The organism is Streptomyces sp. NPDC088254 (assembly GCF_044740925.1).
Lineage (GTDB): Bacteria > Actinomycetota > Actinomycetes > Streptomycetales > Streptomycetaceae > Streptomyces.
Genome location: NZ_JBIURQ010000002.1, coordinates 165120 through 188989 on the forward strand (window position 1 = coordinate 165120; position 23870 = coordinate 188989).

A 23870-nucleotide genomic window follows, 5' to 3' on the forward strand; every position below is an offset into this window, starting at 1 on the left:
ACGAGTGATGGATGCAAGATGTCAGGTGCATGCCCCCGCACGGAAGTGTCTTTCCGTGCAGGGTCGTCATAGAGGCATGGCTGAAAATGGACGTACTCCGGGCATCGAGGGTCGACGCCGTCCTGCGTAAAAGGCGGCGCGCGATGAGGGCCCCCGCGGAGGCGAGGGCCCGCGCGGAGGCGAGGGCCCGCGCGGAGGCGAGGGCCCGCGCGGAGGCGAGGGCCGCAGCGGCGGCCGCGGTGATGGCGACGGTCGTCCGGGAGGAGCCGCCCCCGGACGGAGACGGCCGCCCAGGAAGCGGGCCGCCGGCGCCCGGGGCGGCAAAGCCGGCGCGAGTGGAGGGCGGGGGGAGCTTTTAGTTTTCGACATATCGGATATAGGGGATGTATCAGTGAGGTTTCTCAGGAAGCGCGGATGGGTCTCGTGGGTCTCGGTGGTGGGTTGGCGGCTGTGAGGCGCAGGGTGCTCGCCCGGGCGGCCATGGCGGTCGTGGTCGTCGGGGCCTGGGGGCTGGTCGGGGGGTGCGGGGAGGGAGGCGGGGACGGGCCTTCGGTGGGGCTGCTGCTGCCCGGGGGCGGGGCCTCCCGGTTCGGGCAGTTCGACCGGCCGCTGATCGAGGGGAAGCTCAAGGAGCTGTGCCCGGACTGTCCGGCGGCCGTGGTCGCCGCCACGCCCGATCCCGCCGTGCAGCGGCAGCAACTGGAGTCGATGATCACCAGGGGCGTGGATGTGCTGATCATCGCCGCCGTCGATCCCGACCTGCTGCGTCCGTCCGTCGAGGCCGCGCACCGGGCCGGCATCCCGGTCGTCGCCTACGACAGGCTCGCGCAGGGGCCGGTCTCCGGGTACGTGACCTTCGACGGCGCGGAGGTCGGCAGGCTCCAGGCCCGAGGGCTGCTGAAGGCCATGGCGGCCAAGGGGCGGAACGAGCAGATCGTGATGATGAACGGGGCCACCACCGACCCCAACGCCGAGTGGTTCAAGCAGGGGGCGCTCGCCGTCCTCAAGGGCAAGGTGAAGATCGGCGAGTCGTACGACACGGTCAACTGGCGGCCGGAGAACGCGTTCGTGAACATGCGGGGAGCCGTCGCCATGCTGGGCGGGAGCAGCATCGACGGTGTGCTGGCCGCCAACGACGCCCTCGCCGGCGCCGTGATCTCCGCGCTCAACGCCACCGAGGTCCGGCCGCTGCCCCCGGTCACCGGTCAGGACGCCGATCTCGTCGCCGTACGGCGCATCGTCAGAGGCGAGCAGTACATGACCGTGTACAAGCCCTTCAAGCCGGCCGCCGACGCCGCCGTGAAGATGGCCGTCGCCCTCGGTCGCGGGCAGGCGGTCGGGTCCATCGCCACCCGCACCGTCGACAGCGCCACCACCGACGACATCCCCTCCGTCCTCCTCCCCTCGGTCTCCGTGACGGTCGACAACATCAAGGACACCCTGGTGAAGGACGGTATGTACACCATCGACCAGGTATGCCCTCCTAGACTTCGGTCGGCGTGCGACGAGGCCGGGATCACCGGCTGAGCGCTCACGGAAGGAGGTGGCCTTGTCGCCAGGCCGCGAGCCGGGCCCCGAGCCAGGGCCCGAGCCGGGACCCGTCCACGGTCGGCCCCTTCTGGCGATGCGCGGCGTGTCCAAGCGGTTCGCCGCCGTCCAGGCGCTGGTGGACGTCGAGCTGGAGATCAGGGCCGGGGAGGTGGTCGCCCTGATGGGCGACAACGCCGCCGGCAAGTCCACCCTGGTCAAGGTGATCTCCGGGGCCGGTCCGGCCGACCGGGGCGTCATCGAGTGGCAGGGCGACGCCATCCAGATCAGACGCCCCCAGGACGCCCAGGCCCTGGGCATCGCGACCGTCTACCAGGACCTCGCGATGTGCGACAACCTCGACGTCGTCGGCAACCTCTTCCTCGGCCGGGAGATCCACCGCTTCGGCGTCCTCGACGAGGTGGAGATGGAGCGCCTGACCCGCGAGCTGCTGCACACGCTGTCCATCCGCATTCCCGACGTGCGCGTGCCGGTCGCCGCGCTGTCCGGCGGGCAGCGGCAGGTCGTCGCGATCACCCGCTCGCTCCTCGGCTCGCCCCGGCTGCTCCTGCTGGACGAACCCACCGCCTCCCTGGGCGTGGAGCAGACCGGTCAGCTCCTCGACCTCATCGAGGAGCTGCGCGACCGGGGCCTCGGCGTCCTCCTGATCAGCCACAACATGGGCGACATCAAGGCCGTCGCCGACCGGGTGGCCGTCCTGCGCCTCGGACGCAACAACGGCGTCTTCGACGTGAACACCGCCTCCCAGGAGCAGATCATCTCCTCCATCACCGGCGCGGCCGACAACGCGGCGGGCCATCGACCCACCCGCCCGGAGGAGGCATGGCCGTGAGGGAGAGGCAGGGAGACGGGCCGGAGGTGGCCGGCGGCGAGGCGGAGAAGGACGGCGGGCGGCGGACGACCGCGCGGATCAGGGCCTACGTCGTCCACGGCGTACGCCGACGGCTGCGCGAGCACGATCTCGGTCCCACCCCCGTCCTCCTCGCCCTCGCCCTGATCTGGGTGGTGTTCCAGAGCCTCAACGAGAACTTCCTCTCCGCGCGCAACCTGTCCGTGCTCAGCGTGGACATCGTCGGCACCGGCATGGTGGCCGTCGGGATCGTGTTCGTGCTGCTGATCGGCGAGATCGATCTGTCCGTGGGCTCGCTCGCCGGGCTCGCGGGCGCCGTCTTCGCCGCGCTGAACGTCAACCTGGGGATGCCGGAATGGCTCGCCGTGATCACCGCGCTGTGCTGCGGCGCCGCAGCCGGGGGCCTGCACGGGTTCTCCTTCGCCAGGATCGGCGTGCCCGCGTTCGTCGTCACCCTCGCGGGTCTGCTCGCGTGGAACGGGGTGATGCTGTACCTGCTGGGGCCGGACGCGTCCGTCAACTTCAGCGAGGACGGGCTGGTCGCCCAGCTGACCAGCCGCTACTTCGGCTCCGGCTTCGTCGTCTACGGGCTGCCGGCGCTCGTCACGGCCGTGTACCTCCTCGCCGCCCGCCGTGAGCGCCGGCGCCGGGCGGCCGCCGGGATGCCGTCCCGGCCGCCGGGCGTGATCTGGGCGCGTACGGCAGTCCTCGCGGCGGTCCTGTTCACCGTGGTCTACGTCCTGGACCGGTTCGAGGGGCTGCCGCTGGCGCTGCTGATCTTCCTCGCGGTCATCACCGCCTCGGACCTCTTCCTGCGCCGTACGACCCACGGCCGGCAGATCCTCGCGCTGGGCGGCGGCGTGGAGGCGGCCCGGCGGGCCAGCGTCGACGTGACGCGCGTGCGGATCGCGGTGTTCATGGTGTCGGGGACCCTGGCGGCCGTCGGCGGGCTGTTCGTCGCGTCCCGGCTCACCTCGGCGAGCCAGGTGCCGGGCTCCGGGATGCTGCTGATCAACGCGATCGCCGCCGCCGTCATCGGGGGCACCAGCCTGTTCGGCGGACGCGGGTCGGCCTGGTCGGCGTTGCTGGGGGTGCTCATCATCCAGTCGATCGCCTCGGGCATGTCCCTGCTGGGCGTGGCGTCCCCCGTGCAATTCATGATCACGGGCGGGGTGCTGTACACGGCGGTGGTGGCCGACGCGTTGACCCGGCGCGCCCCGGGCCCGCTCGGGCGGCCCTGAGCCAGGGGCTTCAGGCCCGCTCGGGCGGGCCCGGGGCGGAGGGGGCAGAGAGAGGGGTACCGCCGCGGCACCCCTCCCCCGTGCGTCAGGCGCCCAGGTACACCGGGGCCTTCTGGCGGGACTTGCCGTGGATGTAGTTGCTGACGGTGCCGTCGGCGGCCAGGACGACCACCGTGTTGTCGTCCTGGAGGACGACGGGGCGGGCCTTGGCGTAGGTCACGGGGAACGTGCCGTGGCCGGTGGTCAGGCGCACCCCGTAGACGCCGTTCCGCTTGACCAGCTTCACGGTCGAGCCGTCGGCGAGCTTGTAGCGGCCGAGACGGGGGTGGGCCGCGGTGGCCGCACCCGTCCAGGTGAGGGTCGCGCCGTCGGGGGTGAGCACCAGCGTGCGACCGCCGAACAGGGCGGCCCCGGAGCGGGCGTTCGCGTCGAGGAAGCGGATCAGCTTGCCGCCCTGGAAGACGCGGGCCTGGTAGTGGCCGCCGGCGTTGACCCGGAAGACCTGCGCGGTCGTCCGCGCGTCGAGGCGCACGGTGCGGACGAGCTTGCCGCGCTGGGTGCAGTCGGCGGTCAGCGCGGGGAAGGCGATGGCCTGCCACGGGGTGGAGCCGCCCTGGCTGCGCTGGTGGAAGACCGGCTTCGCGCCCAGCACCCCGGTGATCTTCAGGCCGCTGGACAGGTTGGCGGGCCTGCTCTGGTCGACGGTCGCGACGACGGCGCCCCGAGAGGTCAGGAGCTTTGCGGACGCGCCGTCGTCGGCGCTGTTGACCAGCCGGACCTTCATGCCGCCGAAGGCGGAGGGGACCGTCGTGACGGCGACACAGTTCGCCTGGTTCGTCGTGGGCACGGCCGGAGCCGCGGCGGCCGTGGCGGTCGCGGAGGCGACGGAGGCGGCGGCCGTGCCGACGAGGGCGACGGCGGCGAAGGCGGTGCGGAGTTCTGGGCGCATGGCGGCTCCTGGGTACCTGGCATCTGCGGTGACGGTCTCGCTGACCTGCGATGACAACGGTAGAAATCGTCCGCTGCGGAACAGTCCGATCCATGTCACAGCCGTGTGACGACACGTCACATCCGTGGTTCCGCGACTCCTCGCGCGCGCAATCGCGCGACTCGTCGCGTCAGTTGTTCCACGACTCGTCGTACGGGTCCCGGGGCTGTGTCGTGGGGGTCACCGTCGTCGCCTCGAACCAGGGGATCGGGCCGTCGTTGACCGGGTCCCGGCTCAGGCGGGGGGTGTACACGCCGGTGACGCGCAGCCAGGTGTCCGGCTGGAGGACCGGCGGGATGCGGCCGGTGAGGCCGATCTTGACGGGCTGGGCGTCGGCGGCGCAGCAGTTGAGGGCCATGCGGACGAGGTACGGCGTGCCGTCGGCGTCCAGGGCGAGGAAGCCGGTGATCTCGATGCGCCGGCCGGTGAGGGTGCGGCCGTGATCGTAGGCGGCGCGGGTCGCGTAGTCGACCACGCTCAGGCGCAGGGGACCGGTGGGCGGGAGGGCCGCGTAGGCGGGGGGTTCCTGGAGGGCCGTGCCGGTGCGGGTGGCGCTGTAGGAGCCGAGGGCGGGCGGGGCGACCAGGATCAGGGCGAGGAGGGGCAGGAGCAGCAGCCAGGCGATCCGGGGTTCGCGGTGGGCGGCACCGGAGTGTTCCGCGCCGCGCTGCCGGCCTCGTTCGTACCAGGCCGTGGCCAGGGCCGTCGCCACCAGGACCGCGCCCGAGGCGAGGAGGAGGGGTTGCAGACCCGCCTTGACATAGCGGAGGTAGAGGTCGGTGGCGCCGGCGTGCAGGAGGGTCGCGCCGAGGAGGAAGAGGACGGCCGACTGGGCCAGGCGGTTCACAGGAGCACCGCCCCGGTCAGTGCCGCCCCCGCCACCGCGAGGACGAACGTCGCCGGGGCGAAGCGCAGGGCGAAGCCCCGGCCGAACGTGCCCGCCTGCATCGCGAACAGCTTCAGGTCGATCATCGGGCCGACGACCAGGAAGGCGAGGCGGGCCGTCAGCGAGAACTGCGTCAGGGACGCCGCGACGAACGCGTCCGCCTCCGAGCAGATGGACAGGACCACGGCCAGCACGGCCAGCGCGAGGATCGCGACGAGGGGGTTGTCCGCGGCGGTGCGCAGCCAGCTCTCCGGGGCGAGCGCCTTCAGCGTGGCCGCCGCCATCGCGCCCACGACGAGGAAGCCGCCGGCGTGCGTCACGTCGTGCCGGACCGCGTCCCAGAACGCCGCGCCCTTGGTGCGGCCCTCGTGCGGGGGGTGCGCGGGCGGGCGGAGCCAGTCCGTGCGGCCCAGACGGTGCCAGAGCCAGCCCATCGCGCAGGCCACGGCGAGGCTCGCCACGAACCGGGCCAGCACCATCTCGGGGTCGCGCGGGAAGGCCACAGCGGTCGCCGTCAGCACGATCGGGTTGATCGCGGGGGCGGAGAGCAGGAAGGCGAGGGCCGCGGCGGGGGTGACGCCCCGGCGGACCAAGGCGCCGGCGACCGGTACGGACGCGCACTCGCAGCCGGGCAGGACCGCGCCCGCGACACCGGCCACCGGGACCGCGAGGGCGGGGCTGCGGGGCAGGGCGCGGGCGAAGAACGACGGGGGGACGTAGACCGCGATGGCCGCCGACAGCAGGACACCCAGGACGAGGAACGGCAGCGCCTGGATCACCACCGCCACGAAGACCGTCGTCCAGCTCTGCATCACCGGCGCGGCCAGCGCGCGGCGCAGCGGGCTCTGGAGCAGCACCGTCAGGATCAGCAGGAGGGTGAGGGCCAGGGGGGAGGTGAGCCGGGGGCGGGGTTCACGGCCGGTCTCGCCGGCCCCGGCGTCCGCGTCGTCGGCGGGACGCGCCGCCGCTTCCCCCTGGTGGGGAGCCGTCGCTCTGGTGATGGCCACGGGTGGGGCACCTCCGGGTTCCCTCGCGTTGTCGCCCTGCCGTGCTGGTCCCCCGCCCGTCCCATACGGCCGTGCGGGTCCGCTTGTTCAGCGGCCGTCTGGAACCACCCGTCCCGGTGAGGCAGTCTTCTCCCTCGTGGGGAGCGTTCCGGATCAGGGTGCGTCGCGGGGCGGCGCCGGCGGGCACATGGTGGTGTGCGGGGACGACGGTCTCGCGCACCGGCTGGCCGCCGAGTTGCGGGGGGTATACGAGGAACAGGTCACCCTCGTCGTACCGCCCTCCGAGCGTACGGTACGGCCGCCGGTGGTCGGGCGGGCCCGTGCGGTGTCCGCGGCGCTGCTCGACCGGGTGGTGAGCGCGGCCGTCAACCGGGCTTCGGGCAACGGCGGCGGAGCTGCGGCCGGGCCGGGCGCGGGTGGCGGTGGCGGTGGGGGTGAAACCGGCGGCCTGCGGCAGGTGTTGGAGGCCGAGGAACCGACCGAGGCCGTGCTCGCCGAGGCCGGGGTGGAACGGGCCGCCGCGCTGGCGCTCGTGTACGACGACGACGAGACGAACATCCGCGCCGCTCTCACCGCCCGCCGGCTCAACCCCCGGCTGCGGCTCGTCCTGCGGCTGTTCAACCGGCGGTTGGGCCAGCACATAGAGGAACTTCTCGATCAGGCGGCCGCGTTGGCGGTGGGTGGCGACGGAGACGGGGGCGGCGGCGCGGCGGAGGCCTCGACCACCGTGCTGTCCGACGCCGACACCGCCGCGCCCGCGCTCGCCGCGACCGCCGTCGCCGGCACCACGAAGGTCGTCCAGACGGACCGGCTCATGCTGCGGGCCGTCGAACGGCCCCCGCCCCGGCCCGGGCAGTCCGCAGGTCCCGCCGGCGGTCCGGCCGGTTCCGGGCCCGCCACGCTCGCGTTGCTGTCCGCGACGAGCAACGACCCTTCCTTTGCGGACGGTTCGGAAACCAGTGGGGAACAGGGGCCGCTGCTGCTGCCGGACGCGGCGACGGTGGCCGCCGCGCGGGGGCGGGGCAGCGTGGTGCTGGAGCAGGTGTCGTACGCGGCCGGGGGCGGGTCGCCCGGCGGACGGGGCGTCGCGGTGGTGGCGCCGTTCGCCTCCCTGTTCTCACGGCGGTTGCGCTGGTCGCTCGCCGGGCTGGCGGCGTGCGTGGTCGCGCTCGCGGTGGCGTTGTGGGTGGTGACCGGGATCCATCCGCTGGGGGCGGTCTATCTGACGCTGCTGGACCTGTTCTCGATCAACGACCCGGCGATCGGGGCGTCCACCGAACGGCAGGTGCTCCAACTCCTGTCGGGGCTGATGGGGTTGCTGTTGCTGCCGGTACTGCTGGCCGCGGTGCTGGAGGCGCTGGGGACGTTCCGGGGGGCGGGGGCGTTGCGGCGGCCGCCCCGGGGGATGGGCGGGCACGTCGTGCTGCTCGGGCTGGGGAAGATCGGCACGCGGGTGCTGACGCGGCTGCGGGAGCTGGACATCCCGGTGGTGTGCGTCGAGGCGGCGCCGGAGGCGCGCGGGGTCGCGGTGGCGCGGCGGCTGCGGGTGCCGGTGGTGCTGGGGGACGTCACGCAGGAGGGGGTGCTGGAGGCGGCGAGGATCGGCCGAGCGCACGCGCTGCTCGCGGTGACCAGCTCGGACACGACGAATCTTGAAGCGGCTCTGTACGCGCGGTCGTTGCGGCCGGATCTGCGGGTGGTGCTGCGGCTGTACGACGACGACTTCGCGACGGCGGTGTACCGCACGCTGCGGGCGGCGCATCCGCAGGCGTTGACGCGGAGCCGCAGTGTGTCGCACCTGTCCGCCCCGTCGTTCGCGGGGGCGATGATGGGGCGGCAGATCCTGGGGGCGATTCCGGTGGAGCGGCGGGTGTTGCTGTTCGCCGCGCTGGAGGTCGCGGGGCATGCGCAGTTGGCGGGGAAGTCGGTGGGGGAGGCGTTTCGGGCGGGGTACTGGCGGGTGTTGGCGCTGGACCGGGGGGAGGACGGGGGGCTGGTGTGGGATCTGCCCGAGTCGTACGTGCTGCGGGGGGCGGATCGGGTGGTGCTGGCGGCTACTCGGCGGGGGCTGGCGGAGCTGTTGGGGCGGCGGGGGCGGCGGTAGGTCGTGCGGCCGGGGGTGGGGCGGGCCAGGGGTGGGTGTCGCTCCCCCGCGCTGGCGGGGTGCCGCTGACAGCGCCGGTGACGGCACCTCCTCAGCGGCGCGGGGAACTGCGCGACCGGCCCCGCTCACCCGCACCCACCCTCGCGCCGCCTACCGCAGGTACTTCTGGGCGAATTCGAGTTCCAGGCGGACCTGTTTGATGCGTTCGTCGACCACCAGGGAGCCGTGGCCCGCGTCGTAGCGGTAGACCTCGTGGGGGGCGCCGCGGGACTCCAGGCGTTTGACGTAGTTGTCGATCTGGCGGATCGGACAGCGGGGGTCGTTGACCCCGGCGGAGATGTAGACCGGCGCCTTGACGTCGTCGACGTACGTCAGGGGCGACGAGGCCGCGAAGCGTTCCGGGACCTCCTCCGGGGTGCCGCCGAGCAGCGTGCGGTCCATCGCCTTCAGGGCCTCCATCTCGTCGTGGTAGGCCGTGACGTAGTCGGCGACCGGGACCGCCGCGATGCCGAGCGCCCATGCGTCGGGCTGCACGCCGAGGCCGAGCAGGGTGAGGTAGCCGCCCCAGGAGCCGCCGGTGAGGATCAGGCGCTCCGGATCGGCGAGGCCCGAGGAGACCGCCCACTCGCGGACGGCGGCGATGTCCTCCAGCTCGATCAGGCCGACCCGGTGCTTCAGCGCGTCGGTCCAGGCCCGGCCGTACCCGGTCGAGCCGCGGTAGTTGACGCGGATCACGGCGTAGCCGTGGTCCACCCAGGCCGCCGGGGCCGCCGCGAAAGAGTCGCTGTCGTGCCAGGTGGGGCCGCCGTGGATGTCGAAGACGGTCGGCAGCGGGCCGGTGGCGCCCGCCGGCTTCTGGACCAGGGCGTGGATACGGCCACCGGGGCCCTCCACCCACACGTCCTCCACCGGCACCGAACCCGGCGACTTCGGCCCGGGCGGGTCGAGGACCACCCCGCCGCTCGTGGAGCGCACCGCGGGCGGCTGGGCGGCGCAGGACCAGAGGTACTCCACGCTGCCGTCGGGGCGGGCCGTCGCCCCGGACACGGTGCCCGGCGGGGTCGGCACCCGCTCCAGCTCGCGGCGGGCCAGGTCGTAGCGGAACAGTTCGCTGCGCGCCTCGAAACTGTGCGCGACGAGGAGGCCCGAGCCGTCCGGGTACCACTCGGCGCTGACGTCGCCCGGCAGGTCCAGGGCCAGGTCGCTCTCCTCGCCGGTCGCCACGTCCCACACCATCGGCTCCCAGCGGCCCCTGCGCTGGTGGCCGATCAGCAGCCGGGTGTCGCCGTCGACCGGGGCGAAGCCCAGCACCTCCAGGCCCAGTTCCTCGGTGCCGCCCCGGGTGTCGTCGAGCTCGGCGACCGTCGTGCCGTCCGGGCGCAGGACGCGCAGCGCGGAGTGCATGGCGTCGCCGTGCTCGGTGTGCTCGATCGCGATGAGCGAGCCGTCGTGGGAGAGGTCGCCCACGCCCGCCGACTCGCGGTGGCGGTACAGCTCGAACGGGGGCTCGCCGACGCGGGCCACGTGGATCGTGGTGCCGTCCTCGTCGGTGGAGCGGCCCACGACCGCCGTGCGGCCGTCGCGGCCCAGGGCCAGGCCCGCGGGGTAGGAGGGGTCCAGGCCGGGGGTGGCCAGCTCGTCCTCGCCGCCCTCGAAGGGCTGGCGGCGCCAGACGCCGAACTCGTCGCCGTCCTTGTCGTCGAACCACCAGATCCAGGCGCCGTCCGGGGAGAGCACGCCGTCCGTGGTGCCGTTCGCCCGGTTCGTCGCCTGGCGGCGCTCGCCCGTCGACCGGTCCCACGCGTACAGCTCGTACGTCCCCGTCGCGTTCGACACGAACAGGGAGCGGTCCGGCGCGTCCTCGGCCCAGTCGGGCAGCGACACACGGGGCGCCCTGAAGCGCCTCTCCCAGTCCGGCGTCTCCTCGTGCCGCTGCGGCGCGGCGGACCCCTTGCTCTCAGTCATGGCCCCATACTGCCTGCTCGGAGCGACAAGTAATCCCCGCGGCCCCCAGCCTGTGGACAACTTTGCCCACGACCCGCCGTTCGTCCACACCCCGCGGGCCGCCGCACCGCGCTTGCCCCGTACCGTTGAGGGCGTGTACCGGTTTCTGCTGACGCCCCGCTGGTGGGGGATCAACGTCTTCGTGCTGCTGGCCGTCCCCTTCTGCGTCTTCATGGGGTCCTGGCAGCTGAGCCGGTTCGAGTCGCGCGTCGACGACCAGCGCACCGCCGAGGCGCAGGTGGCGTCCGCCCGCAAGGAGGCGCCGCGGCCGCTCGCGGAGATGCTGCCCGTGGACAAGGCGACCTCCGGCAAGCGGATCACCGCGACCGGCCGCTACGGCGAACAGCTGCTGGTGCCCGACCGCGAGCTGGACGGCCGGCAGGGCTTCTACGTGCTGACGCTGCTGCGGACCGACGGCGGCAGGGCGCTGCCCGTGGTGCGCGGCTGGCTGCCAGGCGCCGCCGACGCGGCGAAAGCCCCGGCGCCGCCCGCCGGCCAGGTCACCGTCACCGGCGCGCTCCAGGCCTCCGAGACGCCCGGCGACAACGGCGTGAGCGCGCGCGGGGGCCTGCCGGCCGGGCAGACGGCCGCGATCAGCGCGGCCTCCCTGGTCAACCTGGTCCCCTACGACCTGTACGACGCCTGGGTGACCCTCGACACCGCCGCCCCGGGGACGAAGGCGGTGCCGGCGACCGCGCCGGCGGGCACGGGGCTGGACCTGAAGGCGTTCCAGAACCTCGGGTACACCGGCGAGTGGTTCGTGTTCGCCGGGTTCGTGGTGTTCATGTGGTTCCGGCTGGTGCGCCGCGAGGTGGAGTTCGCGCGCGACGCGGCGCTCGGGATCGTCCCGCGGGACCGGGCGTCGGCCGGCGCGGCCCCGGCCGCTCAGGAGGACGCCAGCACGCCCGTCCGGTAGACCGTGCCCGCGCACGCGTTCGCCACCGTCGCCGAGACGGCCGGGCCGCCGCCCTCGGCGGTGTACGTCACCACGACGCTGCCGTCGGCCGCGCCGTCCTCGACGAGCAGCTGCGGGGCCGTGCCCTCGCCGGCACCGGCCGAGGCGGTGCCGCTGTTCTGCTCGCTCGGGCTGGGGTCGGGCGAGGCCGTGCCGCCGCCCGTGTCGCCGCCGGTGCCGCCGCCCGGGCTGGGGCAGGTCTCGGCGGGGACCCAGGCGAACCTCACGTCGTACGCCGCGCCCGGGGCGAGGGTCAGCCCGGAGGCGTAGCGGGAGGGGCCGGGCAGCTGGGGGGCCTGGCCGCCGGCGGCGTACTCGACGACGCTGATCTTCGCGGGGTCGGCGGCGCCCTGGGCGGTGGGCGTCAGGGACACCGCGCCGCCGACGGTGCAGCCGTGGTCGGAGACGTTGACGACGTGGAAGCCGCCGTAGACCACGCCGGTCGCGTCGGGGGCGTCGACGCCGGCGGTGGCGGATCCGAGCTGGGAGGCCGTGCAGGCGGGAGCGGTGGCCTCGCCCGAGGAGGAGGGGCCGGCGCCGGTGGTGGCGCCGGTCGCGCTGCCGGTCTCCTCGTCCTGTTCGTCGCCCTTTCCGGTGTCCTCGTCCTTCTGGCCGGGGCTGCCGTCGGCGGCGTGGGCCGTGCCCGAGGCACCGCCGTCGGGGAGCTTGCTCGCGCCGTCGTCGTCCTGGGTGCGGGAGGCCTGGCCGGCGATGGCGGGGTTGGCCTCGGAGTCGTCGGAGTTCGACACGTGCAGGGCGGCCGGGACGGCGGTGACGACGAAGAGTGCGGCGGCGGCGATACCGACGGCGGCCTGCCGCTTGCGGGCCCTGCGGACGGGCACGGCCCGCCGCAGGTGGTCCAGCGCCCCGTCGCGCGGTTCCATCTCCTGGACCGCCTGGTGGAGCAAGCGGCGCAGTGCCAGCTCGTCCGAGTCGAGCCCGTCGGGGCCCTGGTCGTCGAGGTGGTGGTTCACGGTTGCGTTCCCAGCGTGCGATTGCTTCGGCTGTTGCGTGTGCGGCCGCCCGTGCGGCGGCCGGGCCGGCTCGTCCTGCCGCCCGGTCGACGCGTCCGGCTCGTGCCGCCGGTGTGGGTCCGGCTCCCCCTGGCCGCTCACGCCGGCTCCTCCATGGCGACGCGCAGGGCGGCGATGCCGCGGGAGCCGTAGGCCTTGACGGAGCCCAGCGATATCCCGAGGGTCTCGGCGACCTGCGCCTCGGTCATGTCGGCGAAGTAGCGCAGCACCAGCACCTCGCGCTGGCGGCGCTGGAGGCCCTTCATCGCCTTGATGAGAGAGTCGCGCTCCAGCTGGTCGTACGCGCCCTCCTCGGCGCTGGCCATGTCCGGCATCGGCTTGGACAGCAGCTTCAGTCCGAGGATGCGGCGGCGCAGGGCGGAGCGGGAGAGGTTGACGACCGTCTGGCGCAGATAGGCCAGGGTCTTCTCCGGGTCGCGGACGCGTTTGCGCGCGGAGTGGACGCGGATGAAGGCCTCCTGGACGACGTCCTCGCAGGAGGCGGTGTCGTCGAGGAGGAGGGCGGCGAGACCGAGCAGGGAGCGGTAGTGGGCCCGGTAGGTCTCGGTGAGGTGGTCGACGGTGGTGCCCGCGGCCGCGGCGCCCGCGACGGCCTCGGAGTACTCGACGCCCCCCTGGGGTCCGGGCGGGCCGGGGACGGGGGCGGGCCGCGCTGCGGGCATGGGCGCGATCACCGGCATGCCGCCGCGCCCGCCGGGCGGGCGGGGGCGCAGGACGGCGCGGGGCGGTCGCAGGACCGCGGCGCGCGCCGCCACAGGGAAGTCGAGTACCTCTGCCACGTCAGTTGGACACGCTCGTGCCCTCGATGGTTGTACGCCCCGGCCACGGCATCAGGGTGTGTTTCCCCCGTCGGCGTCCCGCACCCGCGTCGCCCACCCGGCAGCACCCCTGACGGCGTCTCACATGCCCTCATGCGTCCCGCTCTTCCCGTATATCCCATATGAACGGGCGTCCCCACGCCCTGATCACGGCGTCCCCACGCCGGGACCACACACCCACACCCCTGAGGGGTCACAGCCACGCACCCGGAAGGGTGATCGCAAAGACGCTCCCCGCCCCCCGCTCGGTTGCGGGGGACGGGGAGGGAAATCGTCTTTTTCCATCCTCAGCGGCAAAGGTGCCCGGTACAAGTGATCCTGACCGTCGACCGGATCACATCCGCGCCGACAAATGCTATCGACCCGTCAAGCTCTGGCCAGCACTTTTCCGTCCATGCCGGTGTCTCAGGACAGTTCCGCGGCCACCAGTTCCGCGATCTGCACCGTGTTGAGGGCGGCTCCCTTGCGCAGGTTGTCCCCGCACACGAAGAGCTCCAGGGCCGTGGGGTCGTCCAGCGCCCTGCGCACCCGGCCCACCCAGGTCGGGTCGGTGCCCACCACGTCGGCGGGCGTGGGGAACTCCCCGGCGGCCGGGTTGTCGCACAGCACCACGCCGGGCGCGGTGGCGAGGATCTCGCGCGCGCGGTCGACGGTGACCTCGTCCTGGAAGCGGGCGTGCACGGTGAGGGAGTGCACCGTGACCACCGGCACCCGCACACAGGTCACCGCGACGGGCAGCTTCGGCAGGCCGAGGATCTTGCGGGACTCCTCCCGCACCTTCATCTCCTCCGAGGACCAGCCGTCCTCACGCAGCGATCCCGCCCACGGCACCACGTTCAGCGCGACCGGCTCCGGGAACGGCCCCCTCAGATCGCCCACGGCCCGCCGTACGTCACCGGGGCTGGTGCCCAGTTCCGTGCCGGCCACCAGGGACAGTTGCTGCCGCAGCGCCTCCACGCCGGCCCGGCCCGCCCCGCTGACCGCCTGGTACGACGACACCACCAGCTCGCGCAGCCCGAACTCGGCGTGCAGCGCGCCCAGCGCGACGATCATCGACAGGGTCGTGCAGTTGGGGTTGGACACGATCCCGCGCGGCCGGGCCCGCACCGCGTGCGGGTTGACCTCGGGGACGACCAGGGGCACCTCCGGGTCCATCCGGAAGGCCCCGGAGTTGTCGACCACGACCGCGCCCCTGGCGGCGGCGACAGGCGCCCACCGCTCGGCGACCTCGTCCGGCACGTCGAACATCGCGACGTCGACGCCGTCGAAGGCCTCCTCGGTGAGCGCCGCCACCTCGACCAGCTCACCGCGCACGGCCAGCTTGCGGCCGGCCGAGCGCGGCGAGGCGATCAGACGGATCTCGCCCCAGACGTCGGCGCGCTGGGACAGGATCTGCAGCATGACCGTGCCCACGGCGCCGGTCGCTCCCACGACCGCCAGCGTCGGGCGCGCGGTCGCGCGAAGGACCGTCATCAGCGTCCGGTGCCTCCGTAGACGACGGCCTCGTCGCTGTCGGAGTCCAGACCGAAGGCGCTGTGCACGGCGCGCACGGCCTCCGGCACGTCGTCGGCGCGGGTGACGACCGAGATGCGGATCTCGGAGGTCGAGATGAGCTCGATGTTGACGCCCGCGTCGGACAGCGCCTTGAAGAAGTCGGCCGTGACGCCCGGGTTGGTCTTCATGCCGGCGCCGACCAGGGAGATCTTGCCGATCTGGTCGTCGTAGCGCAGCGAGTCGAAGCCGATGCCGGCCTTGCTCTTCTCCAGGGCGTCGATGGCCTTGCGGCCCTCGGCCTTGGGGAGGGTGAAGGAGATGTCGGTCAGGCCCGTGGAGGCGGCCGACACGTTCTGCACGATCATGTCGATGTTGATCTCGGCGTCGGAGATCGCGCGGAAGATGGCCGCGGCCTCGCCCGGCCTGTCCGGGACGCCGACGACCGTGACCTTGGCCTCGGAGGTGTCGTGCGCGACACCGGAGATGATGGCCTGCTCCACCTGCTTTTCCCCTTGCTGCTGTGTCTTCCGGTCGACCGGCTCGCTGCTGACCCACGTGCCCGGGAGTCCGCTGAAGGACGAGCGGACGTGGATCGGGATGTTGTACCGGCGGGCGTACTCCACACAGCGGTGGAGCAGCACCTTGGAGCCGGACGCCGCCAGTTCGAGCATGTCCTCGAAGGCGATCCAGTCGATCTTCCGCGCCTTCTTGACCACGCGCGGGTCGGCGGTGAACACGCCGTCGACGTCGGTGTAGATCTCGCACACCTCGGCGTCGAGAGCGGCCGCGAGGGCCACAGCGGTGGTGTCGGAGCCACCGCGGCCGAGGGTGGTGATGTCCTTGCTGTCCTGGCTGACACCCTGGAACCCGGCGACGATGGCGATGTTGCCCGCGTCGAGCGAGTCACGGATCCGGCCCGGGGTCACGTCGATGATCCGGGCTTTGTTGTGGACCGAGTCGGTGATGACACCTGCCTGGCTGCCGGTGAACGACTGGGCGCTGTGGCCCAGGTTCTTGATCGCCATGGCCAGCAGGGCCATCGAGATCCGCTCTCCGGCGGTCAGCAGCATGTCGAGCTCGCGTCCGGCAGGGATCGGGGATACCTGCTCGGCGAGATCGATCAGCTCGTCCGTCGTGTCGCCCATCGCGGAAACCACGGCCACCACCTGGTGGCCGTTCTTCTTGGCTTCCACGATCCGCTTGGCGACGCGCTTGATGCCCTCGGCATCGGCTACGGAGGAGCCTCCGTACTTCTGCACGACAAGGCCCACGTGCGCTCCTCGCTCACTTTGTCTCTGTCCGCACATACACCCTCGTACTGCGGGTCGGCTCAGTTTAACGAGCGTCCGTATGCGGCCCCCCTGGTATCGCATGGTGAGACACCGCGAGGCCGGGGCCGGTCGCCCGTCAGGACCACCCCTGCCCACTCAAGACGAAGTGATAGCTGTGAATTAAGTATCAAGCAGTTTGGGGGGCCGCCGGAAGGCTACTCAGGGCAGGTTGTGGGCGTCGCCCACGGGCTGTTCGGCGGGCCGAGGCGGTCAGGGCAGGCCGAGGCGGTCGCCGATCTCCTCCGCCATGACCCGGCCCGCCTCGACCTCCAGGACGTCGTCGCCCATGTCCTGGTCGGTGTCCAGGCCGTTCAGCTCCTCCAGCGGCTGGTCGAGACGGACGTGGGCGAGGATCGAGTGCAGGGCGCGCAGGGTCGCCGAGGCCGTGGAGCCCCAGTTGGAGAAGTAGGAGAACTGCCACCACCACAGCGCCTCCGTGGTGCGGCCGGCGCGGTAGTGCGCCATGCCGTGGCGCAGGTCGGTGATGACGTCGGTGAGGTCGTCGGAGATCCGGGCCGGCACCGGGGCCTTGCGGGGCTCGTAGGGGTCGAAGACCTCGGAGTAGACGTCCACCGGGTCCAGGAGACGGGCCAGGTTCTCGCGCAGCTCGTCGACGTCCGGCTCCGGGCCGGGATCGGGCTCGTAGCGCTCGTCGGGGACGATGTCCTCGTGGGCGCCGAGGCGGCCGCCGGCCAGCAGCAGCTGGGAGACCTCCAGCAGGAGGAAGGGCACGGCCGAGGCCGGCTCGTCGCCCTTGGCGACCTCGGTGACCGCGACCAGGAAGCTCTCGACCTGGTCCGCGATCTGGACCGCGAAGTCGTCCGGGTTCTGGCCGGTCGCGTGCAGCGTGGCGTCAGACATCTAGGAGTCGTCTCCCCTCGAAGGCGCGGCCGAGGGTCACCTCGTCCGCGTATTCCAGGTCACCGCCCACCGGGAGGCCGCTGGCGAGGCGGGTGACCTTCAGGCCTATGGGCTTGATCATGCGGGCGAGGTAGGTGGCCGTCGCCTCGCCTTCGAGATTCGGGTCGGTGGCGAGGATCAGCTCGGTCACCGTGCCGTCCGCGAGGCGGGCCAGCAGCTCCCGGATGCGCAGGTCGTCCGGGCCGACGCCCTCGATGGGGCTGATCGCGCCGCCGAGGACGTGGTAGCGACCCCGGAACTCCCGGGTCCGCTCGATGGCGACCACGTCCTTCGGCTCCTCCACCACGCAGATGACGGCCGGGTCGCGGCGCGGGTCACGGCAGATGCCGCACTGCTCCTCCTGCGCGACGTTCCCGCAGACGGCGCAGAAGCGGACCTTGGCCTTGACCTCCATCAGGGCCTGCGCGAGACGCCGTACGTCCGTGGGCTCCGCCTGGAGGATGTGGAAGGCGATCCGCTGCGCGCTCTTGGGACCGACGCCGGGCAACCGCCCCAGCTCGTCGATGAGGTCCTGGACCACGCCTTCGTACAACGGACTGCCGTCCTTCCTGGATTCCCTGCGGTACGTACGGTAGTTGGCCGCCGCCCTTCCTAGGAAGGAGGTGCGGCCATGAGGGTCAGAAGGGCAGGCCGGGGATGCCGCTGCCGCCCCCCAGGCCCTGGGCCAGCGGGCCCAGCTTCTGCTGCTGGAGGGTCTGCGCGTTCTCGTTGGCCGCGTGGACGGCGGCGACGATCAGGTCGGCGAGCGTCTCGGTGTCCTCCGGGTCCACCGCCTTCGGGTCGATCTTCAGCGCGCGCAGTTCGCCGGCGCCGGTGACGGTGGCGTGCACCAGGCCGCCGCCCGCCTGGCCGTCGACCTCCGTGGCCGCCAGCTCCTCCTGGGCCTGGGCCAGGTCCTGCTGCATCTTCTGGGCCTGCTGGAGCAGCTGCTGCATGTTGGGCTGGCCACCACCGGGAATCACGATCAGCTCCTGTGTCGTACGGCTGTCACGGGGGTCTCCCGCTGTCCTCGGGCGGGAAATCCCGCTCGGCACGAGCCTACGTGGTCTGTGCGGGTGTCGCCCCAGCACTCTTTCGAGTGACTCACGGGTGTGGCCTCTACCTGATCAAGGCCTACTTCCGGGCGGAAAAGCGACGAAACCTTCCTCTTCGGCACCGGCCGGACGGTAGGAAAGGGGCCTGGATCACGGGAACAGCAGGGATCAGTAGGGAGTGCCGGGTGGGTCAGCAGCCAGAGAGGCAGCCCGAGGGCCCGCCCCAGGACGGACGGGGCGACGGGGCGGCCGGGCTGCGGCCGGGCGATCTGACCGGGCGGGCCTTCCCGCTCGGGAACTGGGGCGAACCCGCCGAGCGCCTCGACGAGCTGTACCGATGGGTGGAGCGGGGCGCGCTGGAGACGGCGTCCTGGTACCTCGCCGACCGGGTCTGGAAGCGGCGGAGCGCGCGGGTGCTGCGGAGTGGGGCCGCGGCGGGCGCGGCGGCCGGGGCGGCGCTGCCGCTGCTGGAGGTCACCGGGGCGCTGGGCGGGGCCGCCCGCTGGGGATACCTGGCGCTGCTGCTGGCGGCGGCGTGCGCCGGGGCGGACCGGTTCTTCGGGGTGACGGCGGGGTGGATGCGGGACGTGGCGACCGCGCAGGCCGTGCAGCGACGGCTCCAGGCACTTCAGTTCGACTGGGCGTCGGAGAGCGTGCGCGAGGTGCTGGGGCCCGCCGAGGGGACGGCCGCCGAGGCCGCCGAGCGGTGCCTTGCGGTGCTGCGGCGGTTCTGTGAGGACGTCACGGAGCTGGTGCGGGTGGAGACGGCGGAGTGGATGGTGGAGTTCCGGACGGGGGTGGCGCCGATGGGGATCCAAACCTCGTCCTTTGGAGGGGCGCGCGGGGAAGCGGGGGGCGGGCACGGTCGTTCCGCGCTTCCGCCGGGGGCGGCCGCCCGGCCGAACATGCCCCGGCAGCGACCGCCCGAGCCGCGCTGAGGCGGCCGGCGGTTCTCAGCCGGCGCGGGTGTACGTCAGCTTCTCGCCGGTGCTGCGGTTGAGGCGTTGCAGCCGGCCGTCGGGGAGGAGGGTGACCTCGGTGGCGGCGCCGGGGGTGCAGGAGGAGAGCGGCTCTCCCGTGGTGACCGTGGACGGGCCTATGGCCAACGGGCCGTCGTCCACGGGCTTCCGGGCGAGGTCCGCGGTGAACTCGCAGTGGTAGCCGTCGCCGTCGGCGACCAGCTTGAGGACGTCGTCGCCCACCTGCCCCTGAGTGAGCGTGAGGCGGCGGGAGTTGACGCCGCTCGCGTTGTCGATGGTGGCGGACCAGGTCCCGAGATAGGCCTCGGGGACCGCGCCCTCCCCCGGGCTGGACGAGCCGGACGCGGACGGCGTCACCGTCGGCTCCCCGGACGTCTTGGGGGCTGTCTCGCCCGCTGCGGCCGGGGAGGGGGACGCGCCGGGGCGCGCGTCGGACGTCGCCCCGTCGTCGCCGTCCATCAGCGCGTACACCGAGCCCCCGGCGGCGAGCGCGACCACCGCGGCGACGGTGACGAGCAGTGCGCCGGCGCGGCGGCTGCGGCGGGGCGGCTCCGAGGGGTCGTCGCCGCCGTCGGCGTCGTAGCGGTCCTGGGGGGCGACGGCGGTGGGACCGGGACCGTCGGCGTACGGGTTGTACGGGGCCGGCTGCGGCGGGGGACAGCCGTAGCCGGGCGCGGGGTGGGGGTGCTGCGGCGGGTGACCGTAGGCGGGGTGGGCCGGCACACCGGCCTGACTTCCGGGAGCGGCGCCGACGACACCGGCTGCCCCGGCCCCCGGCTCCGGGGGCCAGCCCCGCTCGCCTCCCGTCCCGGAACCGGACCGACCCTCGGAGCCTTCGGCGGGCACGGTGGGGAGGGGCCCCGGGGGAAGCGGCTCGCTGCGGGGGCCGGTGTGGGCCGGGGGCGTCTCGGGGTTCTCCGTCTCCAGGAGGCGGACCGCGTGCCGGCCCAGCTGCGCCACCAGGGCGCCCGGCAGCCACGGGTCACGGGACCGGCCCTCGGCGACGGTCTCGTCGGCGCGGGTGCGCCGGAGGATCCACTCCAGCGAAGGACGGGCGTCCGGGTCCTTGCGCAGGCAGCCGCGGACGAGGTCGGCGATGCCCTCGGACAGGCCGGTGAGGTCGGGTTCCTCCTCGGCGATGCGGAACATCAGCGCGTGCGCCCCGTTGTCCGCGGTGCCGAAGGGCAGCTTGCCGGTGGCCGCGTAGACGAGGACGGAGCCGAGGCAGAACACGTCGCACGCCGGGGTGATCCGCTCGCCGCGCACCTGCTCCGGCGACATGAACCCGGGCGAGCCGACCACCGCGCCGGTGCGGGTGAGGCCGTCGTCCCCGGCGACCGTCTCCAGCGCCCGCGCCACGCCGAAGTCGATGACGCGGGGCCCCTCGATGGTGACCATCACGTTGGACGGCTTGAGGTCGCGGTGGACGATCCCGGCCGCGTGGATGTTGGCCAGCGCGTGGGCGAGCCCGGCGGCGAGGATGCGCACCGACCGCTCGGGCAGCGGGCCGTGGTCGTGGCCGACGACCTGCTGGAGGCTCGGCCCGGCGACGTACCCGGTGGCGACCCAGGGCACGGCGGCCTCGGTGTCGGCGTCGAGGACGGGCGCCGTCCAGAACCCGCCGACCCGCTGGGCGTTGCGCACCTCCTGGCGGAACCGCGCCCGGAACTCCTCGCGCGCCGCCAGCTCCGGCCGGACCAGCTTCACGGCGACGGTCCGGCCGCGGTCGGAGCGCGCCAGGTAGACCTGGCCCATGCCGCCGGCGCCCAGCCGCGCGAGCAGCCGGTAGCCGCCGATGCGCTGTGGATCCCCCGCGCCCAGCTTCTCCATGGCCGCCCCGCCTCTCCCCCACAGATGTGATCGAGCCGAGGATAATCCGGCCATTCGGGGAGTCGCGGGGGACGGGGCCTACGGTTCCATAACGGGCGGCGGCTCCGGCGTGTCCCCGGGCTCCAGCGCGTCCGGCGCTCCCGGTTCCGGCGCGTCCGGCGTCCCCGGCCCCAGCGCGTCCGGCGCCTTCGGTTCCAGCGCGTCCAGCACCGCGGACAGCCGTTCCAGGACGCGTACGGCCTCGGCGAGCTCGGCCTCCCCGAACGCCTCCGCCAACCGGTCGGCGAAGGCCGCGTGCTGGGGGTCGATGCGGGCCACCGCGGCCCGCCCCCGAGCCGTCGGCGCGAGCAGCTTGGCACGCCGGTGGGCGGGGTTGGGCCGGTACTCGGCGAGGCCCCGGTCGACCAGCAGGTCGGCGACGCGCTGCACGCTCTGCCGCGTGATGCCCATCGCGCGGGCGATCCCCGACACCGGCAGCGGTTCGCCGAGCACCGCTCCGAGAACCTGCCACCAGGCGGCGGTGAGCCCGGACGGCCGGGCCAGCTCCTCGGCCACCGCGAGGAACCGGCCGTTCAGCCGGAAGACGCCGAGCGCGCTCCGGCTGAGCAGGTCCTGTCGTCCGCCGCTCACCGCGCGGCCGCCTTCTCCAGCACGTCGTACGCCTGCGCGTCGGAGTCGTGGAAGAGCCGGTACCAGGCGTCCAGCACCTCCCCCTCGTACACGCCGAGCAGACCGAGGATCTCGCGGGCGAAGGCGACGGGTTCGGTGGGCCCGGCGGTGATCAGTCCCCGGTCGGTGACAGCGTCCGCGTCGGTGTAGTGCTCGCCGCCGCCGTAACCGGTCGCGGCGAGGTAGAAGGAGACGGCGCTGGTGTGGGCCCGGTCGTCGAGCAGGCCCTCGCGGGCGAGTCCGGCGGTGGCGCCGCAGATCGCGGCGACGGGCGTGCCGGCGTCCAGGAAGGCGCGGGCGGCGCGGGCGAAGGGCGCGAGGTCCTGCGAGGTGTCCCACAGGTCGGCGCCCGGCAGGATCAGCAGCGCGCTGTCCTCGGGGCGGAGGTCGGCCAGGGCCAGGTCGGGCTGGATCCGCAGGCCGCCGACGCTTCTGACGGGTGCCGTGGACGGGCCGACCGTGCGCACCGGGTGGCCGGCGCGGGCGAGGTACGCCGTCGCGTGTCCCGTCTCCCAGTCGGCGAGGGTGTCGTAGACGGCGAGGTGCACGGGCTTGCGGGCGGGGGCGCTCATGAGTCCTCCTCGGGGCGGCCTGACGAAGTCATGACAGCATGCTGGCCAATAGGCAGCATGCTGTCAAGCATGGTTCCGGCCGCCCCGACGCCCGACAACCTGTCGCGGAAACCCTCACTCCGCAGACAGGACGCCGATACCGATTCCGCATCCCGGACATTTACGCTCACCCGCATGACCCCTCAGCCCCACCCCCAGGCCGGCGCCGCCGTGAAGGCCGCGGACCGCGCGCACGTCTTCCACTCCTGGTCCGCCCAGGAGCTCATCGACCCGCTCGCCGTGGCCGGCGCCCAGGGGTCGTACTTCTGGGACTACGACGGCAACCGCTACCTCGACCTCAGCAGCGGGCTCGTCTACACCAACATCGGCTACCAGCACCCGAAGGTCGTCGCCGCGATACAGGAGCAGGCCGCGAAGCTCACCACCTTCGCGCCCGCCTTCGCCATCGAGGCCCGCTCCGAGGCGGCCCGGCTGATCGCCGAGCGCACCCCCGGCGACCTCGACAAGATCTTCTTCACCAACGGCGGCGCCGACGCCGTCGAGCACGCCGTCCGCATGGCCCGGCTGCACACCGGCCGCGCCAAGGTGCTCTCGGCGTACCGCTCGTACCACGGCGGCACCCAGCAGGCCGTCAACATCACCGGCGACCCCCGCCGCTGGGCCTCCGACAGCGCCTCCGCCGGCGTCGTGCACTTCTGGGCGCCGTACCTGTACCGCTCCCGCTTCTACGCCGAGACCGAGGAGCAGGAGTGCGCCCGGGCGCTGGAGCACCTGGAGACGACGATCGCCTTCGAGGGGCCCGGCACCGTCGCCGCGATCGTCCTGGAGACCATCCCGGGCACCGCCGGCATCATGGTCCCGCCGCCCGGCTACCTGGCCGGGGTGCGCGAACTCTGCGACCGGCACGGCATCGTCTTCGTCCTCGACGAGGTCATGGCCGGGTTCGGACGCACCGGCGAGTGGTTCGCCGCCGACCTGTTCGACGTCACGCCCGACCTGATGACCTTCGCCAAGGGCGTGAACTCCGGCTATGTGCCGCTCGGCGGTGTGGCCATCTCCGGCGCCATCGCGGAGACCTTCGGCAAGCGGCCCTACCCGGGCGGCCTGACCTACTCCGGGCACCCGCTGGCCTGCGCCGCCGCCGTCGCCACGATCGAGGTGATGGCCGAGGAGGGCGTCGTCGACAACGCCAGGCGCCTGGGCGAGAGCGTCGTGGAGCCCGGCCTGCGGCAGCTCGCCGAACGCCACCCCAGCGTGGGCGAGGTGCGCGGCGCCGGCATGTTCTGGGCGATCGAGCTGGTGCGCGACCGCGAGACCCGCGAGCCGCTGGTCCCCTACAACGCCTCCGGCGAGGCCAACGCGCCGATGCTCGCCTTCGCCTCCGCCGCGAAGAAGGCCGGCGTGTGGCCGTTCGTGAACATGAACCGCACCCACTTCGTGCCGCCCTGCAACGCGAGCGAAGCCGAGCTGAAGGAGGGCCTGGCGGCGCTGGACACGGCGCTGTCGGCGGCCGACGAGCACACCGTGTAGGGACACCGCTCGCCGGCCGGGCGGCGGACGGCGAGAACCGTCCGCGCACCGGATCCCGAACGCGTCGAACGCGT

21 protein-coding genes are annotated in these 23870 nt (G+C 73.4%); 7 read left to right on the plus strand and 14 right to left on the minus strand.

Translation table 11 applies throughout. From position 1 onward, the window contains the following. Positions 1-414 precede the first annotated feature (414 nt). The 3 genes from ACIOC0_RS07630 to ACIOC0_RS07640 all read left to right on the plus strand — a co-directional run bounded on the left by ACIOC0_RS07630 (position 415) and on the right by ACIOC0_RS07640 (position 3639). Positions 415-1527, plus strand: coding sequence for a sugar ABC transporter substrate-binding protein (locus ACIOC0_RS07630; protein ID WP_402153489.1), 1113 nt, complete (start codon positions 415-417; stop codon positions 1525-1527). A gap of 97 nt (positions 1528-1624) precedes the next feature. Continuing rightward, a complete protein-coding gene (locus ACIOC0_RS07635) occupies positions 1625-2380 on the plus strand; it encodes an ATP-binding cassette domain-containing protein (protein ID WP_130438561.1) in 756 nt (251 codons plus the stop codon). Further along, positions 2371-3639, plus strand: coding sequence for a sugar ABC transporter permease (locus tag ACIOC0_RS07640; RefSeq protein ID WP_402153492.1), 1269 nt, complete (start codon positions 2371-2373; stop codon positions 3637-3639). The genes ACIOC0_RS07635 and ACIOC0_RS07640 overlap by 10 nt, the downstream gene beginning before the upstream one ends. 85 nt (positions 3640-3724) lie before the next feature. Here ACIOC0_RS07640 and ACIOC0_RS07645 read toward each other — a convergent pair whose 3' ends face one another. The 3 genes from ACIOC0_RS07645 to ACIOC0_RS07655 form a co-directional block, all read right to left on the minus strand. Continuing rightward, positions 3725-4588, minus strand: a complete 864-nt coding sequence (locus tag ACIOC0_RS07645) for a hypothetical protein (protein WP_402153494.1) — start codon at positions 4586-4588, stop codon at positions 3725-3727. Between the two features lie 169 nt (positions 4589-4757). After that, positions 4758-5474 (minus strand): TIGR03943 family putative permease subunit, encoded by a 717-nt coding sequence (locus ACIOC0_RS07650; RefSeq protein ID WP_402153496.1) that lies wholly within the window; start codon positions 5472-5474, stop codon positions 4758-4760. Next, on the minus strand, positions 5471-6520 hold the full coding sequence (locus ACIOC0_RS07655; RefSeq protein ID WP_402153498.1) for a permease: 1050 nt from the start codon (positions 6518-6520) through the stop codon (positions 5471-5473). Before ACIOC0_RS07655 ends, ACIOC0_RS07650 begins: the two co-directional genes overlap by 4 nt. Before the next feature lie 187 nt (positions 6521-6707). On the opposite strand from ACIOC0_RS07655, the gene ACIOC0_RS07660 reads away from it, so the two are divergent. Continuing rightward, the gene (locus tag ACIOC0_RS07660) at positions 6708-8624 is read left to right on the plus strand and encodes an NAD-binding protein (protein ID WP_402154351.1); all 1917 of its coding nucleotides are present in this window, start codon (positions 6708-6710) and stop codon (positions 8622-8624) included. A gap of 150 nt (positions 8625-8774) precedes the next feature. On the opposite strand, the gene ACIOC0_RS07665 is transcribed toward ACIOC0_RS07660, so the two are convergent. Continuing rightward, complete coding sequence (locus tag ACIOC0_RS07665) at positions 8775-10589, minus strand: prolyl oligopeptidase family serine peptidase (RefSeq protein ID WP_402153502.1); 1815 nt, start codon at positions 10587-10589, stop codon at positions 8775-8777. Positions 10590-10722: 133 nt separating this feature from the next. On the opposite strand from ACIOC0_RS07665, the gene ACIOC0_RS07670 reads away from it, so the two are divergent. Next, the gene (locus ACIOC0_RS07670) at positions 10723-11544 is read left to right on the plus strand and encodes an SURF1 family protein (RefSeq protein ID WP_402153504.1); all 822 of its coding nucleotides are present in this window, start codon (positions 10723-10725) and stop codon (positions 11542-11544) included. Here the strand turns inward: ACIOC0_RS07670 and ACIOC0_RS07675 are convergent. The 7 genes from ACIOC0_RS07675 to ACIOC0_RS07705 form a co-directional block, all read right to left on the minus strand. After that, positions 11514-12557: a hypothetical protein gene (locus ACIOC0_RS07675; protein ID WP_402153506.1), complete on the minus strand. Its 1044-nt coding sequence runs from the start codon at positions 12555-12557 to the stop codon at positions 11514-11516. The genes ACIOC0_RS07670 and ACIOC0_RS07675 overlap by 31 nt on opposite strands. Before the next feature lie 137 nt (positions 12558-12694). Next, positions 12695-13396 (minus strand): SigE family RNA polymerase sigma factor, encoded by a 702-nt coding sequence (locus ACIOC0_RS07680; protein ID WP_402153507.1) that lies wholly within the window; start codon positions 13394-13396, stop codon positions 12695-12697. Positions 13397-13840: 444 nt separating this feature from the next. Continuing rightward, positions 13841-14908 carry an aspartate-semialdehyde dehydrogenase gene (locus ACIOC0_RS07685; RefSeq protein ID WP_402153509.1) on the minus strand — a complete coding sequence of 356 codons (1068 nt, stop codon included), beginning with the start codon at positions 14906-14908 and terminating at the stop codon, positions 13841-13843. Continuing rightward, positions 14908-16200 carry an aspartate kinase gene (locus ACIOC0_RS07690; protein WP_402153511.1) on the minus strand — a complete coding sequence of 431 codons (1293 nt, stop codon included), beginning with the start codon at positions 16198-16200 and terminating at the stop codon, positions 14908-14910. The genes ACIOC0_RS07685 and ACIOC0_RS07690 overlap by 1 nt, the downstream gene beginning before the upstream one ends. Positions 16201-16470: 270 nt before the next feature. Next, entirely contained in the window at positions 16471-17121 is a 651-nt protein-coding gene (locus ACIOC0_RS07695; protein WP_402153513.1) for a DUF5063 domain-containing protein, read from the minus strand. Then, positions 17114-17713, minus strand: coding sequence for a recombination mediator RecR (gene recR, locus ACIOC0_RS07700; RefSeq protein WP_402153515.1), 600 nt, complete (start codon positions 17711-17713; stop codon positions 17114-17116). The genes ACIOC0_RS07695 and recR overlap by 8 nt, the downstream gene beginning before the upstream one ends. Positions 17714-17798: 85 nt before the next feature. Beyond that, positions 17799-18143, minus strand: coding sequence for a YbaB/EbfC family nucleoid-associated protein (locus ACIOC0_RS07705; RefSeq protein ID WP_130438585.1), 345 nt, complete (start codon positions 18141-18143; stop codon positions 17799-17801). A gap of 257 nt (positions 18144-18400) precedes the next feature. On the opposite strand from ACIOC0_RS07705, the gene ACIOC0_RS07710 reads away from it, so the two are divergent. Continuing rightward, on the plus strand, positions 18401-19153 hold the full coding sequence (locus tag ACIOC0_RS07710; protein ID WP_402153517.1) for an SLATT domain-containing protein: 753 nt from the start codon (positions 18401-18403) through the stop codon (positions 19151-19153). 15 nt (positions 19154-19168) lie between these two features. Here the strand turns inward: ACIOC0_RS07710 and ACIOC0_RS07715 are convergent, their stop codons facing one another. From ACIOC0_RS07715 to ACIOC0_RS07725, 3 genes are all read right to left on the minus strand, one after another. Continuing rightward, a complete protein-coding gene (locus ACIOC0_RS07715) occupies positions 19169-21025 on the minus strand; it encodes a serine/threonine-protein kinase (protein WP_402153519.1) in 1857 nt (618 codons plus the stop codon). Positions 21026-21103: 78 nt separating this feature from the next. Then, complete coding sequence (locus tag ACIOC0_RS07720; RefSeq protein ID WP_402153521.1) at positions 21104-21655, minus strand: MarR family transcriptional regulator; 552 nt, start codon at positions 21653-21655, stop codon at positions 21104-21106. Then, positions 21652-22266 (minus strand): DJ-1/PfpI family protein, encoded by a 615-nt coding sequence (locus ACIOC0_RS07725; RefSeq protein ID WP_402153523.1) that lies wholly within the window; start codon positions 22264-22266, stop codon positions 21652-21654. Before ACIOC0_RS07725 ends, ACIOC0_RS07720 begins: the two co-directional genes overlap by 4 nt. A 174-nt stretch (positions 22267-22440) precedes the next feature. Here ACIOC0_RS07725 and ACIOC0_RS07730 point away from each other — a divergent pair, with 174 nt between their 5' ends. Then, positions 22441-23796, plus strand: a complete 1356-nt coding sequence (locus tag ACIOC0_RS07730; protein ID WP_402153525.1) for an aspartate aminotransferase family protein — start codon at positions 22441-22443, stop codon at positions 23794-23796. Positions 23797-23870: the final 74 nt, after the last annotated feature.